Source organism: Pseudomonas sp. B16(2017), from assembly GCF_002113205.1.
Lineage (GTDB): Bacteria > Pseudomonadota > Gammaproteobacteria > Pseudomonadales > Pseudomonadaceae > Aquipseudomonas > Aquipseudomonas pharyngis.
Genome location: NZ_NEKA01000007.1, coordinates 195,499 through 219,202, shown reverse-complemented (window position 1 = coordinate 219,202; position 23,704 = coordinate 195,499). Strand labels below are relative to the sequence as shown.

Annotated in this window: 23 protein-coding genes and 1 tRNA gene; 15 read left to right on the top strand and 9 right to left on the bottom strand. The window is 60.1% G+C overall.

From position 1 onward, the window contains the following. Position 1 precedes the first annotated feature (1 nt). Positions 2-895, bottom strand: a complete 894-nt coding sequence (locus CAG25_RS14515) for a DMT family transporter (protein WP_085611758.1) — start codon at positions 893-895, stop codon at positions 2-4. 139 nt (positions 896-1,034) lie between these two features. On the opposite strand from CAG25_RS14515, the gene CAG25_RS14510 reads away from it, so the two are divergent. Together CAG25_RS14510 and CAG25_RS14505 are read left to right on the top strand one after the other, a co-directional pair. Then, positions 1,035-1,472 carry an Lrp/AsnC family transcriptional regulator gene (locus tag CAG25_RS14510; protein ID WP_064381847.1) on the top strand — a complete coding sequence of 146 codons (438 nt, stop codon included), beginning with the start codon at positions 1,035-1,037 and terminating at the stop codon, positions 1,470-1,472. A gap of 40 nt (positions 1,473-1,512) precedes the next feature. Next, positions 1,513-1,839, top strand: a complete 327-nt coding sequence (locus CAG25_RS14505; protein ID WP_085611759.1) for a YceK/YidQ family lipoprotein — start codon at positions 1,513-1,515, stop codon at positions 1,837-1,839. A gap of 72 nt (positions 1,840-1,911) precedes the next feature. Here the strand turns inward: CAG25_RS14505 and CAG25_RS14500 are convergent, their stop codons facing one another. Then, complete coding sequence (locus tag CAG25_RS14500; protein ID WP_007955123.1) at positions 1,912-2,583, bottom strand: Bax inhibitor-1/YccA family protein; 672 nt, start codon at positions 2,581-2,583, stop codon at positions 1,912-1,914. A gap of 122 nt (positions 2,584-2,705) precedes the next feature. On the opposite strand from CAG25_RS14500, the gene CAG25_RS14495 reads away from it, so the two are divergent. Both CAG25_RS14495 and CAG25_RS14490 read left to right on the top strand, forming a co-directional pair. Next, positions 2,706-2,793: transfer RNA gene (locus tag CAG25_RS14495), tRNA-Ser, on the top strand. Between the two features lie 375 nt (positions 2,794-3,168). Next, the gene (locus tag CAG25_RS14490) at positions 3,169-3,420 is read left to right on the top strand and encodes a DUF2790 domain-containing protein (RefSeq protein WP_074690881.1); all 252 of its coding nucleotides are present in this window, start codon (positions 3,169-3,171) and stop codon (positions 3,418-3,420) included. A 76-nt stretch (positions 3,421-3,496) separates the two neighbouring features. On the opposite strand, the gene CAG25_RS14485 is transcribed toward CAG25_RS14490, so the two are convergent. Further along, complete coding sequence (locus tag CAG25_RS14485; protein WP_085611760.1) at positions 3,497-4,423, bottom strand: LysR family transcriptional regulator; 927 nt, start codon at positions 4,421-4,423, stop codon at positions 3,497-3,499. 239 nt (positions 4,424-4,662) lie between these two features. On the opposite strand from CAG25_RS14485, the gene CAG25_RS14480 reads away from it, so the two are divergent. Genes CAG25_RS14480 through CAG25_RS14470 form a run of 3 tightly spaced genes read left to right on the top strand, consistent with a single transcriptional unit; the run spans position 4,663 to position 7,445 of the window. After that, positions 4,663-6,099: an NAD-dependent succinate-semialdehyde dehydrogenase gene (locus CAG25_RS14480; protein WP_085611761.1), complete on the top strand. Its 1,437-nt coding sequence runs from the start codon at positions 4,663-4,665 to the stop codon at positions 6,097-6,099. Between the two features lie 11 nt (positions 6,100-6,110). After that, a complete protein-coding gene (locus CAG25_RS14475; protein ID WP_085611762.1) occupies positions 6,111-6,443 on the top strand; it encodes a carboxymuconolactone decarboxylase family protein in 333 nt (110 codons plus the stop codon). Further along, a complete protein-coding gene (locus CAG25_RS14470) occupies positions 6,444-7,445 on the top strand; it encodes an NAD(P)H-quinone oxidoreductase (RefSeq protein ID WP_085611763.1) in 1,002 nt (333 codons plus the stop codon). It begins immediately after the preceding gene. A gap of 126 nt (positions 7,446-7,571) precedes the next feature. On the opposite strand, the gene CAG25_RS14465 is transcribed toward CAG25_RS14470, so the two are convergent. Further along, complete coding sequence (locus CAG25_RS14465; protein WP_085611764.1) at positions 7,572-8,501, bottom strand: LysR family transcriptional regulator; 930 nt, start codon at positions 8,499-8,501, stop codon at positions 7,572-7,574. A 102-nt stretch (positions 8,502-8,603) separates the two neighbouring features. Here CAG25_RS14465 and CAG25_RS14460 point away from each other — a divergent pair, with 102 nt between their 5' ends. Together CAG25_RS14460 and CAG25_RS14455 are read left to right on the top strand one after the other, a co-directional pair. Then, positions 8,604-8,930: a nuclear transport factor 2 family protein gene (locus CAG25_RS14460; RefSeq protein WP_085611765.1), complete on the top strand. Its 327-nt coding sequence runs from the start codon at positions 8,604-8,606 to the stop codon at positions 8,928-8,930. After that, positions 8,927-9,709 carry an SDR family oxidoreductase gene (locus CAG25_RS14455; protein ID WP_085611766.1) on the top strand — a complete coding sequence of 261 codons (783 nt, stop codon included), beginning with the start codon at positions 8,927-8,929 and terminating at the stop codon, positions 9,707-9,709. Before CAG25_RS14460 ends, CAG25_RS14455 begins: the two co-directional genes overlap by 4 nt. 85 nt (positions 9,710-9,794) lie before the next feature. Here CAG25_RS14455 and CAG25_RS14450 read toward each other — a convergent pair whose 3' ends face one another. Next, positions 9,795-12,884, bottom strand: coding sequence for an efflux RND transporter permease subunit (locus tag CAG25_RS14450; protein ID WP_085611767.1), 3,090 nt, complete (start codon positions 12,882-12,884; stop codon positions 9,795-9,797). Continuing rightward, the gene (locus CAG25_RS14445; protein WP_085611768.1) at positions 12,881-13,990 is read right to left on the bottom strand and encodes an efflux RND transporter periplasmic adaptor subunit; all 1,110 of its coding nucleotides are present in this window, start codon (positions 13,988-13,990) and stop codon (positions 12,881-12,883) included. The genes CAG25_RS14450 and CAG25_RS14445 overlap by 4 nt, the downstream gene beginning before the upstream one ends. Positions 13,991-14,180: 190 nt before the next feature. Here CAG25_RS14445 and CAG25_RS14440 point away from each other — a divergent pair, with 190 nt between their 5' ends. Further along, the gene (locus CAG25_RS14440; protein ID WP_085611769.1) at positions 14,181-15,641 is read left to right on the top strand and encodes an efflux transporter outer membrane subunit; all 1,461 of its coding nucleotides are present in this window, start codon (positions 14,181-14,183) and stop codon (positions 15,639-15,641) included. A 25-nt stretch (positions 15,642-15,666) separates the two neighbouring features. Here the strand turns inward: CAG25_RS14440 and CAG25_RS14435 are convergent, their stop codons facing one another. Together CAG25_RS14435 and CAG25_RS14430 are read right to left on the bottom strand one after the other, a co-directional pair. Further along, entirely contained in the window at positions 15,667-16,287 is a 621-nt protein-coding gene (locus tag CAG25_RS14435) for a TetR/AcrR family transcriptional regulator (RefSeq protein WP_085611770.1), read from the bottom strand. A gap of 123 nt (positions 16,288-16,410) precedes the next feature. Further along, positions 16,411-17,007 (bottom strand): TetR/AcrR family transcriptional regulator, encoded by a 597-nt coding sequence (locus CAG25_RS14430; RefSeq protein ID WP_172829529.1) that lies wholly within the window; start codon positions 17,005-17,007, stop codon positions 16,411-16,413. A 148-nt stretch (positions 17,008-17,155) separates the two neighbouring features. Here CAG25_RS14430 and CAG25_RS14425 point away from each other — a divergent pair, with 148 nt between their 5' ends. The 4 genes from CAG25_RS14425 (at position 17,156) to CAG25_RS14410 (ending at position 21,102) form a co-directional block, all read left to right on the top strand. After that, positions 17,156-18,256 carry an alkene reductase gene (locus CAG25_RS14425; protein ID WP_085611771.1) on the top strand — a complete coding sequence of 367 codons (1,101 nt, stop codon included), beginning with the start codon at positions 17,156-17,158 and terminating at the stop codon, positions 18,254-18,256. 39 nt (positions 18,257-18,295) lie between these two features. Beyond that, positions 18,296-19,084: an SDR family oxidoreductase gene (locus CAG25_RS14420; protein ID WP_085611772.1), complete on the top strand. Its 789-nt coding sequence runs from the start codon at positions 18,296-18,298 to the stop codon at positions 19,082-19,084. A gap of 82 nt (positions 19,085-19,166) precedes the next feature. Then, positions 19,167-20,036, top strand: a complete 870-nt coding sequence (locus CAG25_RS14415; RefSeq protein WP_085611773.1) for an alpha/beta fold hydrolase — start codon at positions 19,167-19,169, stop codon at positions 20,034-20,036. Positions 20,037-20,103: 67 nt separating this feature from the next. Continuing rightward, positions 20,104-21,102 carry an NADP-dependent oxidoreductase gene (locus CAG25_RS14410; protein ID WP_085611774.1) on the top strand — a complete coding sequence of 333 codons (999 nt, stop codon included), beginning with the start codon at positions 20,104-20,106 and terminating at the stop codon, positions 21,100-21,102. A gap of 188 nt (positions 21,103-21,290) precedes the next feature. On the opposite strand, the gene CAG25_RS14405 is transcribed toward CAG25_RS14410, so the two are convergent. After that, the gene (locus tag CAG25_RS14405; protein ID WP_085611775.1) at positions 21,291-22,499 is read right to left on the bottom strand and encodes an MFS transporter; all 1,209 of its coding nucleotides are present in this window, start codon (positions 22,497-22,499) and stop codon (positions 21,291-21,293) included. Between the two features lie 227 nt (positions 22,500-22,726). Between CAG25_RS14405 and CAG25_RS14400 the strand changes: the two genes are divergently transcribed. Beyond that, the gene (locus tag CAG25_RS14400) at positions 22,727-23,659 is read left to right on the top strand and encodes an AraC family transcriptional regulator (protein ID WP_085611776.1); all 933 of its coding nucleotides are present in this window, start codon (positions 22,727-22,729) and stop codon (positions 23,657-23,659) included. The last annotated feature ends 45 nt before the right edge of the window (positions 23,660-23,704 follow it).

The window sequence follows — 23,704 nt, the reverse complement described above, 5'->3', positions numbered from 1 at the left end:
TTCACTGAGCGAGCAGACGACGTGACTTCAATCCCCAACCCTGTTGCATGCCGGCTGCTGCCAGCAGGATTGCCGCCACGCCGACCCATTGCAGAGTTTGCAGTTGGTGGCCGAAGGCAAACCAGTCGACGAAAATCGCCGCGATCGGGTAGATGAACGACAGCGCGCCGGTCAATGCGGTCGGCAGTTTCTGAATCGCGCCGTAAAGCAGCACATACATCAGACCGGTGTGGACGATGCCCAGCGTCACCAGACTGGCCCAGGCACTTGGCGCCTCGGGCATTGCTGAAAAATGCGCGAACGGCGCGAGCAGCAACACACCGGTGCAGACCTGGATCAACGCAATCAGATGCGGCGGTGTGCCGGTCAGGCGCTTGATGATCAATGCCGCGATGGCGTACAGAAACGCCGCACCCAGCGCCAGCGCGATCCCCGTCAGGTAATCACTGCCGCCCTCGCCTTGCCCCCCATGGGCACTGACAATGGCCAGCATTCCCATAAATGAAATCGCCAGCCAGAACAGCTTCTGCAGGGTGATCTTCTCGCCCAGAAACAATGCCGCCAAACCCACCAGCATGAACGGCTGCACGTTGTACACCGCCGTGCCGATGGCAATCGATGCCCGTGAATACGAGGCGAACAGCAGCACCCAGTTGCCGACGATTGCCATTCCGCTGAGCACCGCCAGCAGGAAAGTGGTGCGGGTCAGGATGCCTGGGCGCAGAAAGCCGAACGCGGCGCAGATCAGCAGCAAGGTCCCGGAGCCGAATACGCAGCGCCAGAACACCACGTCCAGCACCGGTTGCCCCGACACCAGCACGAACCAGCCGATTGTCCCGGATATCAGCATGGCGGCGGTCATTTCGAATGAGCCGCGACGGAGTGTGTTGTCCATCATCAATCTCCTTAATGTGTGGCAAAAGTATGCCAAGCGAGACCGAAACTTCTCCAGCGCAAAAAGCAGGCTAAACTCGGTTTCTGCCTTTTTTATCAAGGGTGGTTTGTGCCATTCGCCTAATGCGGGAGTTTCTTGTATGACCGACGATATCGACCAGATCCTGATCGGAGCTCTGATGGAGGATTCGCGCCGCTCGCTCAAGGCCCTTGCGCAAATCAGCGGGTTGTCCTCGCCCAGCGTGGCCGAGCGCCTGCGGCGTCTGGAGGAGCGTGGTGTGCTTAAGGGTTACACCGTAGAGATTGACCCGAAATGCTTCGGTTATCAGTTACAGGCGATTGTCCGGGTGCGGCCATTGCCGGGGCAGTTGCAGGAAGTGGAGCGGCAGATCCTTTCGATTCCCGAGTTCACCGAGTGCGACAAGGTCACCGGAGAAGATTGTTTTATCGCGCGCCTGCATGTGCGCTCGATGGAGCAGCTGGACACCCTGCTTGACCGGTTGAATACGCTGGCGGAAACCAATACCGCGATCGTCAAGAAGACCCCGGTGAAACGTCGATTGCCGCCGATGGCGTGAGCGGCGTAGATTGTGTTTTTTCCGGCGAAGGATTGGCGGTATGAAAATTCAGGCAATGATGCTGGCGATGTTGATGCTGGCCGGGTGCGGGACGGTGCAGACCGTGGCGTTCAGCGATAAGTCTTCCACCGACCAGTTGAAGACTAAAAAATCCTACTGCGGCGCTGTACCGCGCATCTACAGCGGCGTGACGTACGATTTCTGCATGCTGCACGCCGAAAAGCCGGATGACGTCGATGCGTTCAACTACAAGAACGCGACGCCGGGTCTGCTGGTCGATGCAGCCGTGTCGGGAGTGCTCGATACGTTGCTGCTGCCTTACACGATCTACAAACAACAGGCCGATGGCAGCATCGTGATCAATTGAACGTCTGCTTTCTTCTTCGCAGGCAACAAAAAACCCGCTTTCGCGGGTTTTCTGTTTATAGCGGTGCAGCGATCAGTCGTCGCGGCTCATGATGCCGAAGATCTGCAACAGGCTGACGAACAGGTTGTAGATCGATACATACAGGCTGATGGTCGCCATGATGTAGTTGCGCTCGCCGCCGTGGATGATGGCGCTGGTCTGGAACAGGATGCAAACCGAGGAGAACAGTACGAAACCTGCGCTGATCGCCAGTTGCAGGCCGCTGATCTGGAAGAACATGCTTGCCAGCGTCGCACCCAGCAGAACGAAGAAACCGGCGGTGATGAAACCACCGAGGAAGCTCATGTCCTTGCGGGTGATCAGCACGTAGGCCGACAGACCACCGAACACCAGTGCGGTCATCGCGAACGCGGAGCTGACCACTTCAGCGCCGCCCTGCATGCCCAGGTAACGGTTGAGGATCGGGCCGAGCAGGAAACCCATGAAACCGGTCAGGGCAAACGCCGACACCAGGCCCCAGGCGGAATCACGAAGCTTGTTGGTGAGGAAGAACAGCCCGTAGAAACCGATCAGCACCACGAAAATATTCGGGTAGCCGACCCGCATCTGCTGGGCCACGAACGCCATCACACCGCTGAATGCGAGGGTGAGCGCCAGTAGACCGTAAGTGTTGCGCAGGACGCGGCTAACCTCTAGCTGCTCAGCCTGCACGCTGTTGTGAACTGCGTAATCCTGTTCGCGCATGGCGACACTCCTGTTGGTTTGAAACGTTCAGTCGCAAAGATCATAACAGACGCTCTGTAACAAGCCATGCACAGAGTTTGACAGTGTGTTTCATTCAGGTATTATGGCGCCCGCAACGCAACGGAGGTGTGGCCGAGTGGTTTAAGGCAACGGTCTTGAAAACCGTCGACTGTAACAGGTCCATGAGTTCGAATCCCATCGCCTCCGCCATCTTATGTACGACAAAGCCCTGATTATTCAGGGCTTTGTCGTTTCTGGCATCCAGAAATTTGACTCCTCTCCCTCAGGATGGTTTGCGCATCTTTTCGGTCATTTCCGCACCCCTGCTCTTCCGACACGGCTGCGCGCGCCCCCAAAAAAATTTAGTTGTCTCCACCTCGCAACTGAGGGAGGCAGCTGTCTTCAACATGCGGTTTTCAGTCAAAAGCCGACAGTCCCAAAATCAAGCGTTCTAACGTCCGAAACCTGACGATTGTGTTCGGAATGTAGAAAAGTCTTTCCCTGATTCGCTCCTGTTTCCACAAATCCCTCGAGCCTAAAGTTCGTCCTGCCAGCAAGATCACACTTACTTCAGGGAATCTCATCATGAAAACTGCAATGATCATCGTCGCACTCTTGGGCTTCAGCTCTGTGGTAGCGGCACAGGACGGTACTGCCAAGAATCAACAGGTCGAGCAATATGGCTACGGCACCCACCTTGATGTCGCCAAGGTCATCTCTGAAGATCCGGTGCCGGATATTTGCGCAGTCGTGCCGACGCACATGACCTACCAGGATTCACAAGGCAAACAACACGTACTGGCCTATAAGGTCATGGGCCGTTGCAGCCAGGGCTAAGTAACCTGTTCGCCGATCATTGCGCCTCGGGAAGTTGCTTCATCGAGGCGCAAATACCTTTCTGCCCCGCAGCGTTTCAACCGATAAGTGCTTTGGCCGTGGCTGCCAGCTGACTGCCAACCTGATCTTTCAACGTTTCGATGAAACGCGTGATTTTTGCATCGACGAACTGTCGCGAGGTATAGACGGCATACACGTTACGCTCGTAGGTATGGTAGTCAGGCAAAACCCGCACCAGCTTGCCGGAGCGCAGATCGTCGATGGCCGTGAACCCGGCCAGCAAGCCAATCCCGGCACCCTCTCGAATGGCAAGCGCCATCGCATCCATATCGTTGACGCTGAAACTCGGCCCTGTCGGGATAAATGTCGCGTCCCCCGCCTTGCTTTTGAGCTGCCACTCATCCCGCGCATAGTCCACCGTACCCAGCAGCAAACACTGGTGATCACGCAGATCTTCAGGCGTCTCCAGAGGCGCATGCCGGGCCAGGTAGTCTGGCGACGCCACCAGAACACAATGGCTGACACCGATCTTTTGGCTGACGTATGCGGAATCGGGTAGCGCTCGGGCGATCAGAATCGAGACATCCAGTTGGTCTTCCAACAGGTTAGGCATGCGTTGTGAAAGCAGTAAATCCACAGACACCTCCGGGAATTGCTGGCGGTAATCCAGCACGGCCCGCGTGACCAGATGCCGAGCCAGTCCGGGGACGCAATGCACCCGCAGTGTTCCCCGAGGCTCCAGCGCCGCATTGCTGGCTTCGGCTTCGGCACTTTCCAGATCAGCCAGAATTTTCGTGCAGCGCTCATAGAACCGTCGCCCCGCATCGGTGACCGACAGGCGCCGCGTCGAGCGCTGCAACAGCCGTGCGTCGAGCACGTTTTCAAGCGCCGATACAGCACGCGATACGTTACCGACCGTGGAGTCCAGATGATTGGCCACGGCCGTGAAACTGCCCATCTCGACAACCTTTATGTACACCGACATGTTCGAAAGCTTATCCATCGCGACCTTCCTGTGGATCTGGCGCACACCCGTGATAACCGCTTTTTTCAGGATGCTACACGGTCGGCCCGCAGCCCGATATTACCTCTGCAGACAACAATGATTCCCTTCGGCCCGACTAAATCAACGGGCCCTCCTTCCATAGACTTGGTTGCACAAGCTTCCTGATCAGGCTCTGCGGCACAGCCCATCAGGCACCGAGCTTCATACGAATCTCACAACCAACTGAAGGCTACATCATGAAGACTTCCTACGATCCGCTTTATCTTTTCATCGGTGGTGAATGGCTCAACGCCGAAGGGCGCGAGACTGCCGCCGTGGTTAACCCGGCAACCGGCCGGGAAATCGGACGCGTCCCACTCTCCACCGCAGACGACCTTGATCACGCCCTGGCAGTGACTCGCCTGAGCTTCGAGCAATGGCGCCAGACCGTGCCCGACAAACGCGCAAAAATTCTCAAACGTGCCGCCGACCTGATCCTCGAACGTGCACCGCAGATTGCTGCGCAGATGACCCTGGAGGAAGGCAAACCGCTGGGTGAAAGCCTGGATGAAGTGACCCGCGCGGCGGAGTATTTCGAATGGTTCGCCGAAAGTGCCCGGCGAATCGACGGCCGTGTGGTCCCGGCCAATCGACCAGGCGTGCTGCAACTGGTCAAACGCCAGGCCATCGGCCCGGTGGCCGCATTCACGCCCTGGAATTTCCCGGCCATCACCCCGGCACGCAAACTCGCGGCAGCGCTGGCTGCGGGTTGCAGCGTCATTCTCAAGCCAGGTGAAGAAAGCCCCTCCACAGCGCTGGCCCTGGCGCGTGCACTCGACGATGCAGGATTGCCCAAGGGTGTGCTGCAAGTGGTCTTTGGCGTACCGGATCAAGTGTCCAGCCATCTGATCGCCTCGCCGATCATCCGCAAAGTGACGTTCACCGGTTCGGTGCCCATCGGGCGCCTGCTCTCCGCACGAGCGGCTGAAGGCGTGAAGCCCATCACCCTCGAACTGGGTGGGCACGGACCGGTTCTGGTATTCGAAGATGCCGACATTGAAAAAGCCGCCATTGAAGGTGTCGCCAATCGGTTTCGCGGGACCGGGCAAGTGTGCATTTCATCCACTCGGTTTCTGATCCAGCGTGGTGCCTATCAAGCCTTCGTTGATCACTTTGTCGCTGCGACACAGGCCCTGCGGATCGGCGACGGCTTGCATCCTGACACCCAGGTCGGACCGTTGGCCAACCCGAGGCAATTGGCAAAGATGGAAGAACTGGTCGCCGACGCCGTCGAAAAAGGTGCGCGGGTATTGGTCGGTGGTGAAGCCTTGTCAGGCGAAGGCTACTTCTTCCAACCCACGGTTCTGGCGGATGTGCCGATGGATGCCCGCGTGATGCACGAAGAGCCTTTCGGCCCTATCGCCGTGCTGATGCCGTTCGATGAACTGGCTGATGGCTTGAGAGAAGCCAACCGCCTGCCCTACGGCCTCTCTGCCTACGCGTTCACCTCCAACGCGCGCACGGCCATTGACGTCGCGGACGGATTGGAGGCCGGGATGATCGGGATCAACCAATACCGCATCGTCGCTACCGAACTCCCCTTCGGCGGGATGAAAGAGAGCGGTCACGGCTCCGAAGGTGGCATTGAAGGTATCGAGCACTATCTCACCCACAAATTCATCAGCCAGGTTTAAGGAGCTCGCCCATGTCCAGGATCAATTTCAGCAGTCCTCGCGAAGCAGCGCGCGCGTTCACGCCAAAGCTGGCGCAATTCGTCGACTCGACGCTTTATCCGCAAATCTGGAGCGATCCGGCGCTGTCCCCGCGCGACCGTAGCCTGATCACCGTGGCGGCATTGATTGCCGCTGGTCACTCGGAAGAGTTGCCTGCCCACTTACGCCGCGCGGCTGCCAACGGTGTGACCCAGGACGAAATGGCGGCAGCGATCACCCACCTGGCTTTTTACGTGGGTTTCCCCGGCGCGATCACCGCATCGGCGATCGCCAACGCCACGTTCAGCGCAAAGGAGAACAACTGAATGAAAGCCATCGACATCAGAGCGTTTGGTGCGCCAGACGTCCTTGAACTCGTCGAAGTCGCCAATCCTGAAGTGCGGCCTGACGACCTGCTGGTACGTGTCTATGCCGCCGGGGTGAATCGTGCGGACCTGACTCACCGGACCGGTGGGTACGGCCGTCCGAATTTCGGCGACTCAATGATCATCGGCCTGGAAATCGCCGGCGAAGTGATCGGCAAAGGGAGCGCGGTAACAGGATTCGAGGTGGGAGATCGAATCATGGGCGTGGTTGGAGGCGGTGCCTACGCCGAACTGGCACGCATCGATTACCGCATGGCCATGCACATCCCCGCGCAGCTTGACTATGTACACGCGGCAGCCATTCCCGAGGTATTCGTCACCGCCCATGAAGCGATGATGCATCTGGCTCGGCTCAAGGCTGGCGATTCAGTGTTGATTCATGCGGCCGCCGGCGGCGTCGGGTCTGCCGCGGTGCAGCTGGCTTACGCCACGGGTGCCACGGTGTATGCGACGACCGACGGCAGCAAGTTGGCGCGTGTCGAGCATTTGGGCGCTGACGTGGCGATCGACTACAAGACGCAGGATTTCGCTGACGTAATCGCCGCCAAAACCCAGGGTCGCGGCGTCGATGTCATCATCGACTTTATCGGGGCGCCCTACTTCGCACGCAACATCGCGTCCCTTGCAAAGGGCGGTCGCCTGGTGCAAGTGGGCATCCTCGGCGCAGGCGGCAACGTGACCGTAGCGCTGGAGGACATTCTTTACCGCCATTTGCAAATCATCGGCACGGTGATGAAGTCGCGTACGCAGCCGGAGAAGCACGACATGATCAAGCGCTTCCGCGAGCACTGGCTTGATCGCTTTGAGGGTGCCGCAAGTCTTGAGCCTGTCGTCGATAGCACGTTTGCGTTATCACGGGCTGCCGATGCTCACCGCCGAATGGAGTCTTCCGAGAACGTCGGGAAAATCATTCTGACGATGCAGCCTGAAGACTTGCTTTGAGTCTGGCCAGATTGTGATGGAACTGAAAAAGGTGCCTTTCGTGGGCACCTTCAACGGGTGTGGGGAACACTCTTTGCAAAGCTACCGCCGCGGTTTGAGATGCTCAATCCCATTACCTGGCGCCTATCACCGATGATTTTCGGCACACGGCCGATCAAACGAGTTGCGATCCAATAGACAGTCGATGAACGCACTCAGGGCGGCTGGTCGATACTGTCTGTTCGGGTAATAGAGGAACAGCCCTGGGCGCGAGATCGACCAGTCAGCGAGAACCTGGACCAACCGCCCCTCGGCCAGGAGCTCACCCACGCCTTCTCTCTTGAAATGGTACGCAATGCCGAGCCCCTGCACGGCTGCGGCGATACCGATGTCGGGATGATTGGTGACGACGGGACCATCGACCGCCACCTCCATTGGCTGCCCTTGCTCCTGGAACTCCCAGCGATAGGGTCTGCCGTCCATCTGCAACCGCCAGTTGATGCAAGCGTGATCCTGCAACTCGGCAGGTGACCGGGGCGTGCCACGACGTGCGAGGTAGTCCGGAGATGCCACAGCGACCATGTTCAGGTCCGGGGTGAGGCGCACGGCCACCATATCGTTCTCAAGCCGACCACCTACACGGATGCCCGCGTCAAATCGGCCGCGCACGATATCGGTCAGTGCGTCGTCCACCACAATGTCGAGCAGCACATCAGGGTGGGCCTGATGGAAGCGTGCCAGGCGAGGCGCAATGAGGGTTCTGGCGGCGATCCCTGGCGTATTGATACGCAGCGTGCCGCTTATCTGCCCTGTTGCCTCACTGGCTTCGGCGACTGCAACAGCCATCTCTCGAAACAAGGGGGCGATACGGCTGTAAAGCAGCTCACCACTCGCCGTGGGAGCAACGCTGCGAGTGGTGCGATTGAGCAGGCGTGCGCCAAGGCGAGCTTCGAGATGCCGAATGGTCTGGCTGAGTGCGGAGGGTGAGAGCCCCAGATACTCTGCCGCGCGAGCGAAGCTCTGGCGCTCGACGATCGCCACGAAGGCTTTTAGCTCAGCAAATTCGGATCCGCGCATTATGCATTGTTCTCTACATGACCAATGCTGATTCTAGGCGATTCAATTAATTCTGTCCGGTACGCATCCTAGGGCTTTCACCGACCCCATGGAGCCGACAACATGCCTGCCTTGACCCTGCCCGAGCCAATCGCCGCTTACTTCGCGGCGGAACATAACCCCGAAGCCCTGGCGCATTGCTTCACGGCGCAAGCCGTCATGACGGACTTCGGTCATACCTACGCGGGTATCAATGCCATCAAGGGCCTCTTGGCCGAGGCATCACGCAAGTACAGCGCTACTACCGTTCCCCTGACCATTGAGCGAGAGGACGGATTGCAACTCGTCCGCGCCAGGGTTAGCGGCAACTTCTCCGGCAGCCCGACCGTTCTGTCGTACCGCTTTCGTCTTGAAGGCGGCCTGATCGCATCGCTGGAGGTAACAGCATGAACTTCGACCTTCAACTCGATGGCCTGCGCACCGTGGTCACCGGCGGCACTATGGGCCTTGGCGCTGCAGTCGTTCAGACTCTCGTGGAGGCAGGCGCAAGGGTGGCGACCTCGGCGCGCGACGTGTCAGTACCACCGATGGAGGGTGTCACCTATATCGGTGCAGATCTGACCACCGCAGCAGGCGTTGCTCACCTCGCACAGACGGTCCTTGAGATGTGGGGTGGAGTCGACATCGTGATCAACGTGCTTGGAGGGTCAAACACGCCGGGTGGTGGTTTTGCCGCCATCAGTGACGAGCAATGGCTGGCAGAACTGAATCTGAATCTGATGCCTGCCGTACGCCTGGACCGCGCATTACTGCCATCCATGCTGGCCCAAGGCTCAGGCGTCATCATCCATGTGAGCTCGATCCAGCGCATGATGCCTCTGTATGAGTCAACCACCGCCTACGCCGCCGCCAAGGCGGCTCTCACCACTTACAGCAAGTCTCTTGCAAAAGAAGTAATGCCCAAGGGCGTTCGTGTGCTGAGTGTCGCGCCGGGGTGGATTGAGACAGAGGCGTCCGTAAGGTTTGCCGAGCGATTGGCTGAACAAGCGGGAACCGACTACGAAGGCGGCAAACGAATTGTCATGGAGTCGATAGGCGGAATCCCACTGGGAAGGCCGGCCAAGCCCCAAGAAGTTGCGGACTTGATCGTCTTCCTTGCATCCTCCCGGGCTGCATCGATCTCTGGATCCGAACACCGTATCGACGGCGGTACGATCTCAACCCTGTAATCGATATCCGCAATCAAGGAACGGCGGCGAGCTCTCGGGACTTGCCGCCTCCCTGCCTCTCTCGGGATGTTCCCGGCGCCAATCGCTACACCGGTTTGACTGTTGCAGTCGGCGCCCTGGCGTCGGGACCGATCTTGAACCAGATCGAGTACATCGCGGGCAGGAAGACCAGCGTCATGATGGTACCGACGAGTGTGCCGCCAATCAGGGTATAGGCCAGCGTCCCCCAGAACACCGAGTGTGTCAGGGGAATGAACGCCAGGATCGCCGCCAGGGCTGTCAACAGTACCGGTCGCGCACGTTGCACCGTGGCTTCGACGACAGCGTGAAACGGATCCAGCCCTTCTTGCGCGTTGTGATGAATCTGACCGATCAAAATCAGCGTATTGCGCATCAGGATCCCCGACAGTGCAATCAATCCGACCAACGCATTGATGCCAAACGGCTGATTGAAGATCAGCAGTGTCGGCACCACGCCAATCAAGCCTAACGGCGAGGTCAGGAACACCATGATCATCGCCGAGATCGAACGGACCTGCACAATGATGATGACCAGGGTCATGGCGATCATGATCGGCAACAACGGCAGGATCGCCTTGCCGGCCTTGCCGGACTCTTCGATCGCACCCGCCTGCTCGATCCGGTAACCGGAAGGCAGTTTCTCGATGATCGGCTGCAGTTGCTTCAGCAGCGCACTGGAAACGTCCGGTGGCTGCAAGTCTTCGGCAATGTCGCCGCGCACGGTGATGGTCGGAGTGCGATCACGCCGGCGCAGGATCGGATCCTCCATGCGCACATCGACCTCGCCTATCTGCGACAACGGGACCCGCTGCCCCGACGCACCGACCAGGGTGAAGCCTTCGATTTGCTGTGGATCGAGCCGGATATCGCCCGCTGCCCGCCCCATGACCTGCACTGAACGAATATCCTCACGCACCGCCGTGATCGGTACTCCGCTGAGCAGGAACTGCAACTGCTGTGCAACCGCAGTCGATGTCAGCCCCACAGCCTGCAGACGGTCCTGATCCAAATTGAAATGCAACGACGGAGTCAGCGGCCCCCAATCAGTGTTCACGGTTCTCATCATCGGGCTGTCCTGCATCACGCCCCGCACCTGCTCGGCGATCACCCGCAACTTGGCCGGATCAGGCCCCATCACCCGGTAGGCCACCGGAAACGGCGAGTAAGGACCAAACACGATTTGCGTTGCCCTGAGACGCGCCTCCGGGGCGAGCCCTTGAGCGACCGCGTCACGAAAACGCAACTTGAGGGTTTCCCGCGCTTCCTGACTGTCGGTCAGCACTACGATCTTGGCGAACGACGGATCGGGCAGTTCCGGCGCCATGGCCAGAAAGAAACGCGGCGCACCCTGGCCGATATAGGCCGTGACGATTTTTGCTTCATCCTGCTGGTGCAGCCAGGCTTCGACCTTGGCGGCCGTGGCGCTGGTCTGCTCGATGGAGGTGCCGTAGGGCATTTGCACCTCGATCATGACTTCGGGACGGTCAGAGGTCGGGAAGAACTGTTTCTTCACCAGGCCCATGCCTGCCGCCGCCACGAAGAACAGCGTAATAACCATGCCCGCGACCAGCCATTTGCGCGCAATGACCCGGGTCAGAATCCGACGGAAGCGGTTGTATCGCGGCGTGTTGTAGATCGCCGCATGTCCACCCTCGACTGCCTTGATGTCCGGCAACAGTTTCACGCCCAGATAAGGAGTAAACGCCACCGCCACGACCCATGAAGCGATGAGAGCGATGCCCACAATCCAGAACATGTTGCTGGTGTATTCGCCGGCCGTGGACTGAGCGAAACCGTTGGGCAAAAAACCGATCGCCGTCACCAGGGTTCCGGACAACATCGGCGCCGCCGTGTGGCTCCAGGCATAGGCAGACGCCTTGATGCGATCGTAGCCCTCCTCCATTTTCACCACCATCATTTCAATGGCGATGATCGCGTCATCGACCAACAGCCCGAGCGCCAGAATCAACGACCCCAGGGTAATACGGTCAAAGTTTTTGCCGGTGGCCGCCATCACCACAAACACGATCGCCAGGGTCAACGGCACCGCAGCGGCGACCACCACGCCGACACGCCAGCCCATGCTCAGAAAGCAGACGAGCATGACCACCAGCAGCGCGACAAAGAACTTGACCATGAACTCGCCAACGGCGGAGTCGATATTCACTGCCTGGTCGGTGACTTTCGAGAGGGTCATACCCAAGGGCATTTCCTCATTGATCCTGACGGTCTCGGCATCCAGCGCCTTGCCCAGATCAAGGCCGTTCCAGCCCTCGCGCATCACCACACCGAGCAACAGCGCCTCTTCGCCGTTATTGCGCACCAGGAAGGTGGCCGGGTCTTCGTAACCGCGTTCGACCGTCGCCACATCAGACAACTTGAGTGTCCGCCCCTGCAGGACCACAGGGGTGTCGCGGATTTTTTGCAGCTTGTCGAACGCACCATCGAGACGCAGGAAAACCTGCGGCCCGCTGGTGTCGATTGATCCGGCCGGGGTCAGTGCGTTCTGACTGTTCAGTGCGGCGAAGATGTCCTGCGGTGACAAGCCCAGGGTCGCCAACCGGTCATGCGAAAAGGAAACAAATATTCGTTCGGTTTGTTCGCCGATGATGTTGACCTTCTTCACCCCCGGCACATGCAACAGGCGCTGGCGCATGGACTCCGCATCGCGGACCAGCAGACGCTGCGGCTCGCCCTTGGCTTTCAGGGCGAACAGCGCAAAGGTCACGTCCGAATACTCGTCGTTGACCATCGGCCCGATGACGCCCGCCGGCAACTTGATCGCTTCATCGTCGAGTTTTTTACGCGCCTGATAGAACTCTTCCTGCACTTGCGAGGGCGGCGTGCTATCGAGCAACGAGACCATCGTGAAAGCGAGCCCTGGTCGCGTATAGGTTTCCGAGCGGTCGTACCATTTGAGTTCTTGCAGGCGTTTTTCCAGTGGCTCCGCGACCTGATCCTGCATCTCCTGTGCGGTCGCCCCCGGCCACGCCGTGATGACGGTCAACTGCTTGACCGTAAACGGAGGATCTTCGGCACGCCCCAGCTGGAAGAACGCCAGGGTGCCGGCAACGGCGATCAGGAAAATCAGAAAGACCGTGATCGAACGCTCGCGAACGGCGATGGCAGAAAGGTTGAATCGGCCCTCGCTCATGGGCGACTCCCGGCAACGGTCGCCGCATCAGGCACGGGCATTCTTACTGGCTCACCTTCGCGCAACAGGTGAGCGCCCAGCGCCACAATCTGTTCGCCAACCCGGAGATCGCCAGCGACTCGGGCCGAATCGTCGCTCAACCCCAGCACCCGAACCGCTCGCCAGGTCACGGTTGGCGGTGTGCCGTCGATGACCCACACGCCAGGACCTTGACCCGCGTCGTAAAGCGCGGCAACAGGCACTTGCAACGATGCGGCAGGTGTCGAACCCTCGGCGATTCTGAGGGTGACTGTCGAACCTATCGGCGCATTGGCCAGCGCGCCTTCCAGTACATAGCGCGCCTCGAACGTACGCGTCGTGCGGTCCGCCGAATCCGAAAGCAACCTCAGTTTCGCGGTCACAGCACCCGAGGCATCGCCATAGAGCGTGGCTTGCGCGGTGGATCCTGCTGCGGGGCGCAAGGTCTCGGGCAAGTGCACGATGGCCTCGCGCTGCCCTGCCCGCGCCAGTCGAACCACCGGTTGTCCAGGGCTGACGACTTGTCCGGGTTCGGCGAGTGTTTCCACCACAACGCCGTCGGCATCGGCAACCAGCACCGCATAACCGGAAGCGTTGCGGGCAACGTCCGCTTGCGCTTCAGCGGCGCTGAGTTGGGCCTTGGCCGTGTCTGCGGCGGCTTTGATCTGATCGTAGGCCGATGCGGAAATGGCGCCGGCGCTGACCAGAGTGCGATAGCGGGCTTCGTCATCGGCTGTCTGCCTGGCGCGGGCCCGTGCGGCGATGACCGACTCCTGCTGCGCGCGTGCCTGCAGCCCCAGGTCGATGGGGTCGAGCCGCATCAGCGGCTGACCGCGTTTGACGCTCTGCCCCGTGTCAACCAGACGCTCGAGCACCTTGCCCGAAACGCGAAACCCCAGGTCGCCCTGAATGCGCGCAGTCACCACTCCCGTGAAGGTGCGGGAACCGTCAACCGCAGCCTGAACGGCGGTGAACCTAACTAGAGGCGCCTGTGTGCGCGGGTCTGCAACGGATGAGGAATCACCGCACGCCGCCAGGGCGAGTGGCAACAGGCATGCGGCAATAGGGGAAATTCGAAGCCGGCGCATAGGTTCACTTACTGAAATAGGATGACCATCATATTCTCATCTTTGTGACTAATATCGTCAACAGTCACATTCCATGAGGTATTCGACGCTCCATTTTTATCATTAATGCCGTGATTGCCTTTTCAAGCCTTAATTGACACGTTGTGACCATTACGTAATATAGTCACAAAAATCTCGTTAAGGAACGCCGATGCCTCCCCTGCGCCCGATTGCTCTTTTGGTTACCGCCAGCTTCATGGCAGGTTGTGCGGTGGGTCCGGATTACCATCGTCCAGACGCCCCGCTTTCAGATCATTACCTGGGGCAGTCCGCTGTCGAACCGCGATCCGGATCGACACCGGACAGCCTTGCCGCCTGGTGGGAAAGCTTCAATGATCCGCTGCTGACCGACCTCATCGACCAAGCCTTGCAGCAGAATCTGGACCTGGCACAGGCTTCGGCGCGCGTCACCCAGGCCAAGGCCGGCCTGGGCGCCGCAAATGCAGCACTGCTGCCCTCGGCGAACATCAGCGCACAGGCGGCACGCGCTTATCAGTCCGTCGAGACGCCACTGGGCCAGGTGTTGAATTCAGCACCGGGCTACGACCGTTACGGCAATGCCTATGAGGCCAACCTCGAGGCAGGCTGGGAAGTCGATGTCTTTGGCGGACTGCGCCGCGGGCGTGAGGCGGCACTGGCTGAGTATCAGGCCTCATCAGCGGGTGTCACGGCGACGAGGTTGGCGATCGCTGCGCAAACGGCCGATATCTACATCACCCTGCGCGGATTACAGGCGCGGCTGGACATCGCCAACCGGCAAGTCGATACCCGGCGCGCGTTGCTGGAAAAGGTCCGGTTGCTTTACGGCAAGGGTCTGGCCGCGGAATATCAGGTGCGCCAGGCCGAGGGTGAGTTGTCGCAAGTCGAGGCGACCGTTCCGGTACTGCAAAGCGGTCTGGAGGCAGCCATGAATGCGATGGACGTGCTGCTCGGCACGCCTCCCGGCACTCACCGCACGCAACTGGCACGTGAGGGCGAAATTCCCGATGTGCCGTCGCTGACTGCGCTGCGCACACCGGCAGATCTGCTGCGGCGCAGACCGGACCTGATCGTGGCTGAACGCCGCCTCGCGGCCTCCAACGCGCGTATCGGTGAAGCGATTGCCGAGTACTACCCGAAATTTTCCCTCAGCGCCTTGCTCGGCAGTGCGACAGCCGTATCCGGCGGCAATCTTTTCACCGGCGGCGCAAGCCAGTCGGCCGGTGTGCTGGGTTTGCGCTGGCGGCTATTTGACTTCGGACGCATCAACGCCCGGATCGATCAGGCCAAAGGTCAGGAATCAGAAGCACTGGCGGCCTATCGCCAGTCGGTACTGCGTGCCACCGAAGATGTAGAGAACGCGCTGTCCTCACTGGTAAATCGGCAAACCCAGGCCACGACCCTGACCGGCGGCGAAGCGGCGCTGACTCAAGCACGCCAGTCCTCGTTCACCGCCTATGAAAAAGGCACCGCCAGCCTGATCGATGTTCTGCACGCCGACGAAACATTGCTGCAGGCCTCCGACGCCAGAGCGCAGGCGCGGACGGAATCGGCCCGTGCGGCGGTGGCGGTATTCAAGTCGCTGGGCGGGGGCTGGCAACCCACTGAATCACAACCTGTAGCGGCACGCTGAGCAGCACCACCAGATCGCTTTCAGGTCAGGGCATCAGGCTACGCAGAATGAGGTTGGAGGTCAGCGTGGGCGCTACCTCGATAAAATCGAGATTGTGCTGCAGCAACAACGGGTTGACGAAGGGACGCAGGGTCAGATGAATCGCCTCGACGGTCTCGTCCAGCGGGGTCTTGCGCTCGAACTCTCCGAGCTCTCGCCCTTCACGCACGATGTCGAAGATAAAGCGCTTGATCTGCTCCTCATACAGCTGAGCACTTGGCCAACGCTCCGCTGCCGAGAATGCCGCGATGTCGTAAAGCTTGCGATCATTGAAGAACAGGTCCACACCCGTGGCAATCACGGTCTTCACCAGCCGGCGGAAACGCTCGGTCGGCGAAATCCCCTCTGCGTTAACAGCCTGTTCGACCGCTGCAACCATTTGCCCCAGACAATTTGAGCAGATCGCTTCGCCGATCGCCTGCTTGGAATCAAAGAATTTATAGATGTACGCCTTGGAAAAACCGATGGCCCTGGCCAGATCGGAAACCGTGGTTTTGCCATAGCCGTATTGGCTGAAGTGTTCATTGGCTGCCGCGACAATCTGATCACGAATGTCGTGATCGACTGGGCCACGTGGGCCGGGCGAAGATATCGATGGCTGATTCATGGGCGTAGCTTACTCAGCCTGTCGAGGTCTTACAAATCGTGACCAATAGAGTACATATTCACGAAAAACGGCTGTGTGAAACGGGCTGACGTTCAAGCCGTCGAACAGGGCGGATCGGCCCTTCTACGGCGTTTCCACTTCATCGACCGGCAACACCGGCAATGAAGCAAACATTTCGGCGCGGCATACCTCAAGGATTTCATCCGCCAAGGCGGAATCATCCGGACAGGCGCGTGACAAGACAATTGCGCCGACCGCACGCGACAGCAAGTCGATCATTTTCTTCCTGCCCTCGCCCTCCGCGGCATCCGGCCCTGTCGGATATTTTTCCCCCAGAGTTTGCAGGGTGCGTTCAATGCCTTCGGCAAACGTTGCTTTCACGTCGTCCGACTGACGCGCCGCGTCGCCACACAGTGCGGCCATCGTGCAACCGCTGCCGCGTCCGTCGCGATGTTCTCTGTTCACATAAACGTTGATGAAACCGGGGACATCGAGCGCCTGGGCACCTGTCAACGATTTGCCGAGACTGCAGGCCGAAGCTTCGGCCATCAGGTCGGCCTTCGACCCGAAATGCTTGTAGAAGCCCCCATGGGTGAAACCGGCAGCCGCCATGAGATCCGCCACACCGACGCCGTCAAAGCCACGCTCACGGAACAGCTCTGAGGCCGTCTCAACGATGTGTTCTCGATTGGCCTGCGCCTGGGCCTTGGTCACTCTCACGTGCAATACCTCGTGTTTAGCGGGAATTCCTGCCTCCGATGATACATAGATGTCGCCCATAATCAAAACCGTTGACAGTTTAGATTTCGATCATCATCCTAATTTCACACCCACCGATCTCCATTCACGGGCACGGAAGATTCATCAGATGACCAAACAGACTCTGTTCACCCCTTACACCCTGGGCAGTCTCACGCTGTCGAACCGCGTCGTTCTCGCGCCGCTGACACGCAACCGCGCAGGCCAGGGCTTTGTCCCGAGCGAATTCGCGGCGACCTATTACAGCCAGCGCGCCAGCGCCGGTTTGCTGATCAGCGAAGCGACGCAGATTTCCCGACAGGGCCAGGGTTATCAGGACACCCCCGGGATCTACACGCAGGCGCAGATAGACGGTTGGCGCACAGTCACCGATGCGGTTCACGCCAAGGGCGGAAAAATCTTCCTGCAGCTGTGGCATGTCGGCCGCGTGTCGCACGTTGACTTGCAAGAAAACGGCGCCGCACCGGTGGCTCCTTCTGCGCTGCGTGCCGCGACCAAAGTGTTCGTCAACAACCGCTTTGAAGACGTTTCCGAACCCCGCGCGCTGGAACTCGACGAACTGCCGGGGATCGTCTCCGATTTCCGCCAGGCCGCAGCCAACGCGGTCGCCGCCGGGTTCGACGGCGTGGAGATTCACGGTGCAAACGGCTATTTGCTGGATCAGTTTCTCAAGGACAACGCCAATCGGCGCACCGATGCTTACGGCGGTTCGATTGAAAATCGTGCGCGTCTGTTGCTCGAAGTGACGGCGGCGGTCGTCAATGAGATCGGCGCGGATCGCACCGGTGTGCGCCTGTCTCCAGTGTCGCCAGCCAACGGCGTATCCAGCAGCGATCCGCAGGCGCAATTCAATTACGTCGTCGAGCAACTCGACGCCCTTGGTGTGGTTTATCTGCACATGGTCGAAGGCGCGACCGGCGGCCCGCGCGACGTGGCCCCTTTCGATTTCGGCGCCCTGCGCCAGCGCTTCAAAAACACCTATATCGCCAACAACGGCTATGACCTGGACCTGGCGAACGCGCGGCTCGCCGAAGACCAGGCCGACCTGATCGCCTTCGGTCGCCCGTTCATTGGCAACCCGGATCTGGTGGAGCGCCTCAAGCAGGGCGCGCCGCTGTCCGCGTTCAATCCCGCCACCCTCTACGGCGGCGGCGCGGCGGGCTACATCGACTACCCGACTCTCGCTGAATCGAGCGTCAGCGCAAGCTGAGCGCGTTCCGTTTCTCACCTTCTGAAAGAGAGATACCCCATGAGCACTCGCCCTACTGTTCTCATCACCGGCGCCTCCACCGGCATTGGCGCCGTCTATGCCGAACGCTTCGCGCAACGCGGTCACGATCTGGTACTGGTCGCCCGTGATCAGGCTCGCCTGGACACACTGGCAGCGCGCTTGCGCAGCGAGCACGACGTCGCCGTCGATGTCATCCAGGCAGACCTGACCCAACTCGGCGATCTGACCACCGTTGAAAGCCGCCTGCGCGACGACGCCCGTATCGGCATTCTCGTCAACAACGCCGGCGCTGCGCTGTCCGGCCACTTTGTCGACCAAAGCACCGACAGCGTTGCGCAACTGGTTGCCCTCAACACCACGGCGCTGGTGCGGCTCGCCAGCGCCATCGCCCCACGCCTGGCCAAGGCCGGCGACGGCGCAATCATCAACATCGGTTCGGTGGTAGGCCTGGCGCCGGAGTTCGGCATGAGCGTCTACGGTGCAACCAAGGCCTTCGTGCTGTTCCTGTCCCAGGGACTGAGCCTGGAACTGTCGCCGCAGGGTGTCTATGTGCAAGCCGTGCTGCCCGCCGCCACTCGCACGGAAATCTGGGATCGTTCCGGCGTCGACATCAACACCCTGAGCGAAATCATGGAAGTGGGTGATCTGGTGGATGCCGCACTGGTCGGTTTTGATCGCCGCGAACCTGTGACCATCCCGCCGCTGCACGAAGCCGAGCGCTGGGATGACCTGCAGGGCGCACGCCAGGGCCTGCTGGGGCAAATCCGCCAGTCTGCGGTCGCCCAACGCTACCAGACGCCACAGTGATTTTTTGCTAGCGAGCATTCGCGGCAGATTCGATGCAGGCACATGGCATTGCATCGAATGCTGCCGGCTTGCCGGAGTGACAATGAGTTCAATACAGACAAATTCCCGCCCGGGTTCGCCGACGTCATTCATCGACGCAGCGAACCAGTCGATCACGGTCAACGGCATTCCCTTCGCCTACCGCGACACCGGGCCCGCAACCGGCGTGCCGCTTGTACTGTTCAACCATTGGGGCGCGGTGCTGGACAACTTCGACCCCGCGATCATCGATGGCCTGGCGCAAACCAGACGCGTCATCACCACCGACTATCGCGGCATCGGCAACTCGGGTGGAACCGCGCCACTGACGGTGGGTGAAATGGCCGACGATGCCATCCAGCTGATCAGGGCGCTGGGGCTGAAAACCGTGGATGTGCTCGGTTTTTCCCTCGGAGGTTTCGTCGCTCAGGACATTGCCCTCAAGGCGCCTGACTTGGTACGCCGGTTGATTCTGACCGGTACTGGACCGGCGGGCGGCACCGGCATCGACAAGGTCGGCACAGTGTCATGGCCATTGATCCTCAAAGGCTTGCTGACCCTGCGCGATCCCAAGTTCTACCTATTCTTCACCTCGTCGGCCAATGGGCGACGGTCTGCCTCGCAGTATTTACGACGCCTCAAGGCACGCAAGAACAATCGCGACAAGGGCCCGACGCCGCGCGCCTTCCTGCGGCAATTGAAAGCCATCACGGCGTGGGGCAAACAACCGCGGCAAGCGCTTGGACGCTTGCGCACGCCGACGCTGGTCGTCAACGGCGACAACGACATCATGGTGCCCAGCGTTAACTCGTTTGAACTGGCCAGGCTTATCCCCGACGCACAGTTGGTGATTTATGAGGATGCCGGGCACGGCGGGATTTTCCAGCATCACGCCGACTTTGTGGCCAAGGCGCAGGCGTTTCTCGATGCTTGATCACGTCACGCAGCAACACCGCAACCCACCGACTACCCTCCGTACAACCAGCAAGAGCCGCACCACGATGAAAGCATTTCTGATTGATGGCTATGGCAAGAACCCCGGACGCATTAGCGAAGCGCCCGCCCCCGCAGTCGGTGCCCACGACGTCTTGATCGAGGTCCATGCGAGCAGTGTCAACGTGCTGGATTCGAAGATCAGCAAAGGCGAGTTCAAGCTGATCCTGCCCTACGCCTTTCCGTTGATCCTGGGCAATGACCTGGCGGGGGTCGTGGTTGAAGTCGGTTCGAAGGTGACACGCTTCAAACCGGGAGACGCGGTATATGCTCGCCCGCCCGAAGCGCGGATCGGGACGTTCGCCCAATTGATCGCCGTGAACGAAAACGCCGTGGCCCTGAAACCTGCCAATACCGACATGGCACAAGCCGCGTCCCTGCCCTTGGTTGCACTGACCGCCTGGCAAGTACTGGTTGAAACCGCCCGGCTGCAAAAGGGCCAGAAAGTGCTGATTCACGCAGGCTCGGGCGGCGTCGGCACCATTGCCATTCAGCTTGCCAAACACCTCGGTGCGTTTGTCGCCACAACCACCAGCACCGCCAATGTCGAATGGGTCAAGGCGCTGGGGGCCGATCTGGTGATCGACTACACACAGCAGGACTTCGAAAATGTGCTGCATGACTATGACGTGGTGCTGAACAGCCTCGGCGCCGACGTGCTGGAGAAGTCACTCAAGGTCCTCAAGCCCGGCGGCCAACTCATTTCCATCTCGGGCCCACCCACTGTGCAGTTCGCGCGGGAGCAAGGGTTGTCCTGGCCATTGCAGCAAGTCATGCGCCTGCTGAGCCTTGGCATTCGTCGCAAAGCGCGCAAGCAGGACGTCAGCTATGCGTTTGTGTTCATGCGAGCCAATGGCGCTCAACTGCAACGCATCACCGCGCTCGTTGAGGGCGGAATCATCAAACCTGTGGTTGATCGCTCCTTCCCCTTTGAATCAACGGCTGAAGCATTGAAGTACGTTGAGCAGGGACGCGCCAAGGGCAAGGTCGTTGTTGCGCTCAAATGACCACGCCGCCTGTTTCTGAATCGAACGTAGACACTGCACAGCCTTTACTGCTGGAGCGGCCCTCAGCCGAAGTGATTTCGCCAGAGGAGCAGCAAGTGCTTCAACCGGATGATGTGCAGGTTCAAGCGCCCGTTATCGTTTGGCGCAGTTTGATGCTTGAGCCATGAGGAAGGTTGCAGGTGATCTCGTCAGGCTGTCGCGCTCGACTCGACAAGATGAATTTGCGTGGCATTGCGTCCGGCCAGCCAGGCCAGCACGGAAGCGGCGACCAGGACAGCGGCGCTAAGCTCGAAGGTGGCTTTGTAGCCGCTCAAATCAAAGGCCAGACCGCCAATGATTGCGCCGCCGGCAATTGCCAGTTGGACGATGGCTACCAGCAAGCCGCCTCCCGCCTCAGCATCATCCGGGAGCGTCTGCGCCAGCCATGTCCACCAGCCGACCGGCGCGGCCGTGGCGACCAGCCCCCAGAGTCCGAGCAACACGGCGGTCAGCACCGGCGATTTGCCGAAACTGATGAGCGCCAGCGCGATCGCCGCCATGATCAGCGGAATGGCGGTCAGCGTGCGGTAGAGGCCGCGCCCCATAAACCGTTCGATCAGAAAGGTGCCGATAAAACCGGCCAGTCCCAGCCCCAGCAGCATGAACGACAAGGTTGAGACACTGACGCCCGTCACGCCCTCAAGAAATGGTCGCAGGTAGGTGAACAGCATGAACTGGCCCATGAAAAAGACGCTGACGGCGACCATGCCCAAGGCCACTGGCAATTGCTTCATCAGCCGCAAAACGTTGCCGCTACCGACCTGGCGCTCGGCCTTGAAAGACGGAAGGCTGATCAGTAGCCACACGGCGGCAAGCACCGCGACCGGAACCACACAGAAGAATGCGCCGCGCCAGCCGATCAATGAGCCAAGGAAGCTGCCCACCGGAGCGGCGATGACCGTGGCCAAAGCGTTGCCGCCATTGACGATGGCCAGCGCGCGGGAAACCTGTTCAGGCTTCACCAGGCGCATGGCAGTCGCCGCCGACAACGACCAGAAACCACCGATCGCAATCCCGATCAGCGCACGTCCAAACATGAATGACGGATAGCCCGGGGCGAGCGCGACGACCGTTCCGGAGACGATCATCAGCAAGGTCAGGCCCAGCAGAAGCTGCTTGCGTTCGATGCGAGCGGCGACCGAGGCGATCAACAAACTGGTGATCAAGGCAAAGCCACCGGACACGGAAATCCCCTGCCCGGCCTGGCCTTCGGTGATGTGCAGGTCTGCCGCAATCGGCGTCAGCAGGCTGACGGGCATGAACTCGGAAGCGACCAGAGCGAATGCGGCCAGCGACATCGCCAGCACGGCGCTCCAGCCGCCTGTTCTTTTAGAAGGATCTGTAGAAGGAAACGTCATGGAAACTACCTGTGATGCGAAAAACGTAGGGGGTGATGCGCAAGGGCAAGCAGTTTGTCGCCCGTCCGGGCACTGCCCCTGTAACAGATGGACACATTCTCCCGGTCAATCCGGTGCTTCCCTAGTGCATTCCTCTTGAATGCTTGCCTGATCCTCTGGGGATGCAGGGTGATAGATAGGAAACGTCTCGCGCGCGCATTAGAGTTCAGTCAAAGGAGTGAGCCCACATGATCCCGACCCCTCTGCCCCAGGAATCACCTTTGGCACGGCACATCGACCCGCGTGTGAACGCGCCGGGTGACTTCGCCACGTCGATACCCGGGCTGTCGCTGTTTCGTCGCGACCAGCCGGCGCCCCCCGTTGTGTGCATGATCGAACCCAGCCTGATTCTCGTGGGTCGCGGCGAAAAGCGCTTGTGGGTCGGTGGTGAGGGCTACAGCTATGACCCGTCGCGGTTTCTGGTCACGTCGCTGGACCTGCCCGCCAACTCCGAAGTGATGCTCGCCAGTCCCGAACAGCCCTGTGTCGGCCTCGTGCTGAAGCTGGATGTCAGCATGCTTGCGGAGGTCATTACCAAGAGCGGCTTGCCGGCCAAGCGCCAGCCATCAACGGGTACGGGCGCTGCGATTGGCAGCCTGTCGTCAGCGTTGGAGGACGCGCTCGATCGCCTGCTGGCATTGCTCGATGAACCCGAGGCGATCCCGGTCCTGGCGCCGCTGATCCTGCGCGAAATCCATTATCGGCTGCTCCATACCGACCAAGGCCCACGGCTGCGGCAGATCACTGCCGTCGACGGTCAGGGTTATCGCATCGCCAAGGCCATTGACTGGCTGAAGGTCAACTACACCGATGCCCTGCGCATCGACGATCTGGCCGCGCGAGTGCAGATGAGCGCGCCGACCTTTCACCATCATTTCCGCCAGCTCACCGGCATGAGTCCGCTGCAGTACCAGAAATGGCTGCGGCTCAACGAAGCCCGGCGGCTGATGCTGGTCGAGCGCCTGGACGTGTCGCGGGCGGCGTTTGCGGTCGGCTATGAAAGTCCTTCGCAGTTCAGCCGCGAATATGGCCGGCTGTTCGGCACCGCACCGAGTCGTGACATGGCCCTTTTGCGCGCGCAGCCATTCGAGGCAGAAGCGCTCGGCACAGTCGCGAATTGAACGAAAACCGGTGATGCGCCTCGCTGCGTGTCACCGCTCATAACA

Coding starts and splice junctions, on each gene's coding strand:
- CAG25_RS14515 (WP_085611758.1), bottom strand. CDS start 895: ATGGACAACACACTCCGTCGCGGCTCATTCGAAATGACCGCCGCCATG.
- CAG25_RS14510 (WP_064381847.1), top strand. CDS start 1,035: ATGACCGACGATATCGACCAGATCCTGATCGGAGCTCTGATGGAGGAT.
- CAG25_RS14505 (WP_085611759.1), top strand. CDS start 1,513: ATGAAAATTCAGGCAATGATGCTGGCGATGTTGATGCTGGCCGGGTGC.
- CAG25_RS14500 (WP_007955123.1), bottom strand. CDS start 2,583: ATGCGCGAACAGGATTACGCAGTTCACAACAGCGTGCAGGCTGAGCAG.
- CAG25_RS14490 (WP_074690881.1), top strand. CDS start 3,169: ATGAAAACTGCAATGATCATCGTCGCACTCTTGGGCTTCAGCTCTGTG.
- CAG25_RS14485 (WP_085611760.1), bottom strand. CDS start 4,423: ATGGATAAGCTTTCGAACATGTCGGTGTACATAAAGGTTGTCGAGATG.
- CAG25_RS14480 (WP_085611761.1), top strand. CDS start 4,663: ATGAAGACTTCCTACGATCCGCTTTATCTTTTCATCGGTGGTGAATGG.
- CAG25_RS14475 (WP_085611762.1), top strand. CDS start 6,111: ATGTCCAGGATCAATTTCAGCAGTCCTCGCGAAGCAGCGCGCGCGTTC.
- CAG25_RS14470 (WP_085611763.1), top strand. CDS start 6,444: ATGAAAGCCATCGACATCAGAGCGTTTGGTGCGCCAGACGTCCTTGAA.
- CAG25_RS14465 (WP_085611764.1), bottom strand. CDS start 8,501: ATGCGCGGATCCGAATTTGCTGAGCTAAAAGCCTTCGTGGCGATCGTC.
- CAG25_RS14460 (WP_085611765.1), top strand. CDS start 8,604: ATGCCTGCCTTGACCCTGCCCGAGCCAATCGCCGCTTACTTCGCGGCG.
- CAG25_RS14455 (WP_085611766.1), top strand. CDS start 8,927: ATGAACTTCGACCTTCAACTCGATGGCCTGCGCACCGTGGTCACCGGC.
- CAG25_RS14450 (WP_085611767.1), bottom strand. CDS start 12,884: ATGAGCGAGGGCCGATTCAACCTTTCTGCCATCGCCGTTCGCGAGCGT.
- CAG25_RS14445 (WP_085611768.1), bottom strand. CDS start 13,990: ATGCGCCGGCTTCGAATTTCCCCTATTGCCGCATGCCTGTTGCCACTC.
- CAG25_RS14440 (WP_085611769.1), top strand. CDS start 14,181: ATGCCTCCCCTGCGCCCGATTGCTCTTTTGGTTACCGCCAGCTTCATG.
- CAG25_RS14435 (WP_085611770.1), bottom strand. CDS start 16,287: ATGAATCAGCCATCGATATCTTCGCCCGGCCCACGTGGCCCAGTCGAT.
- CAG25_RS14425 (WP_085611771.1), top strand. CDS start 17,156: ATGACCAAACAGACTCTGTTCACCCCTTACACCCTGGGCAGTCTCACG.
- CAG25_RS14420 (WP_085611772.1), top strand. CDS start 18,296: ATGAGCACTCGCCCTACTGTTCTCATCACCGGCGCCTCCACCGGCATT.
- CAG25_RS14415 (WP_085611773.1), top strand. CDS start 19,167: ATGAGTTCAATACAGACAAATTCCCGCCCGGGTTCGCCGACGTCATTC.
- CAG25_RS14410 (WP_085611774.1), top strand. CDS start 20,104: ATGAAAGCATTTCTGATTGATGGCTATGGCAAGAACCCCGGACGCATT.
- CAG25_RS14405 (WP_085611775.1), bottom strand. CDS start 22,499: ATGACGTTTCCTTCTACAGATCCTTCTAAAAGAACAGGCGGCTGGAGC.
- CAG25_RS14400 (WP_085611776.1), top strand. CDS start 22,727: ATGATCCCGACCCCTCTGCCCCAGGAATCACCTTTGGCACGGCACATC.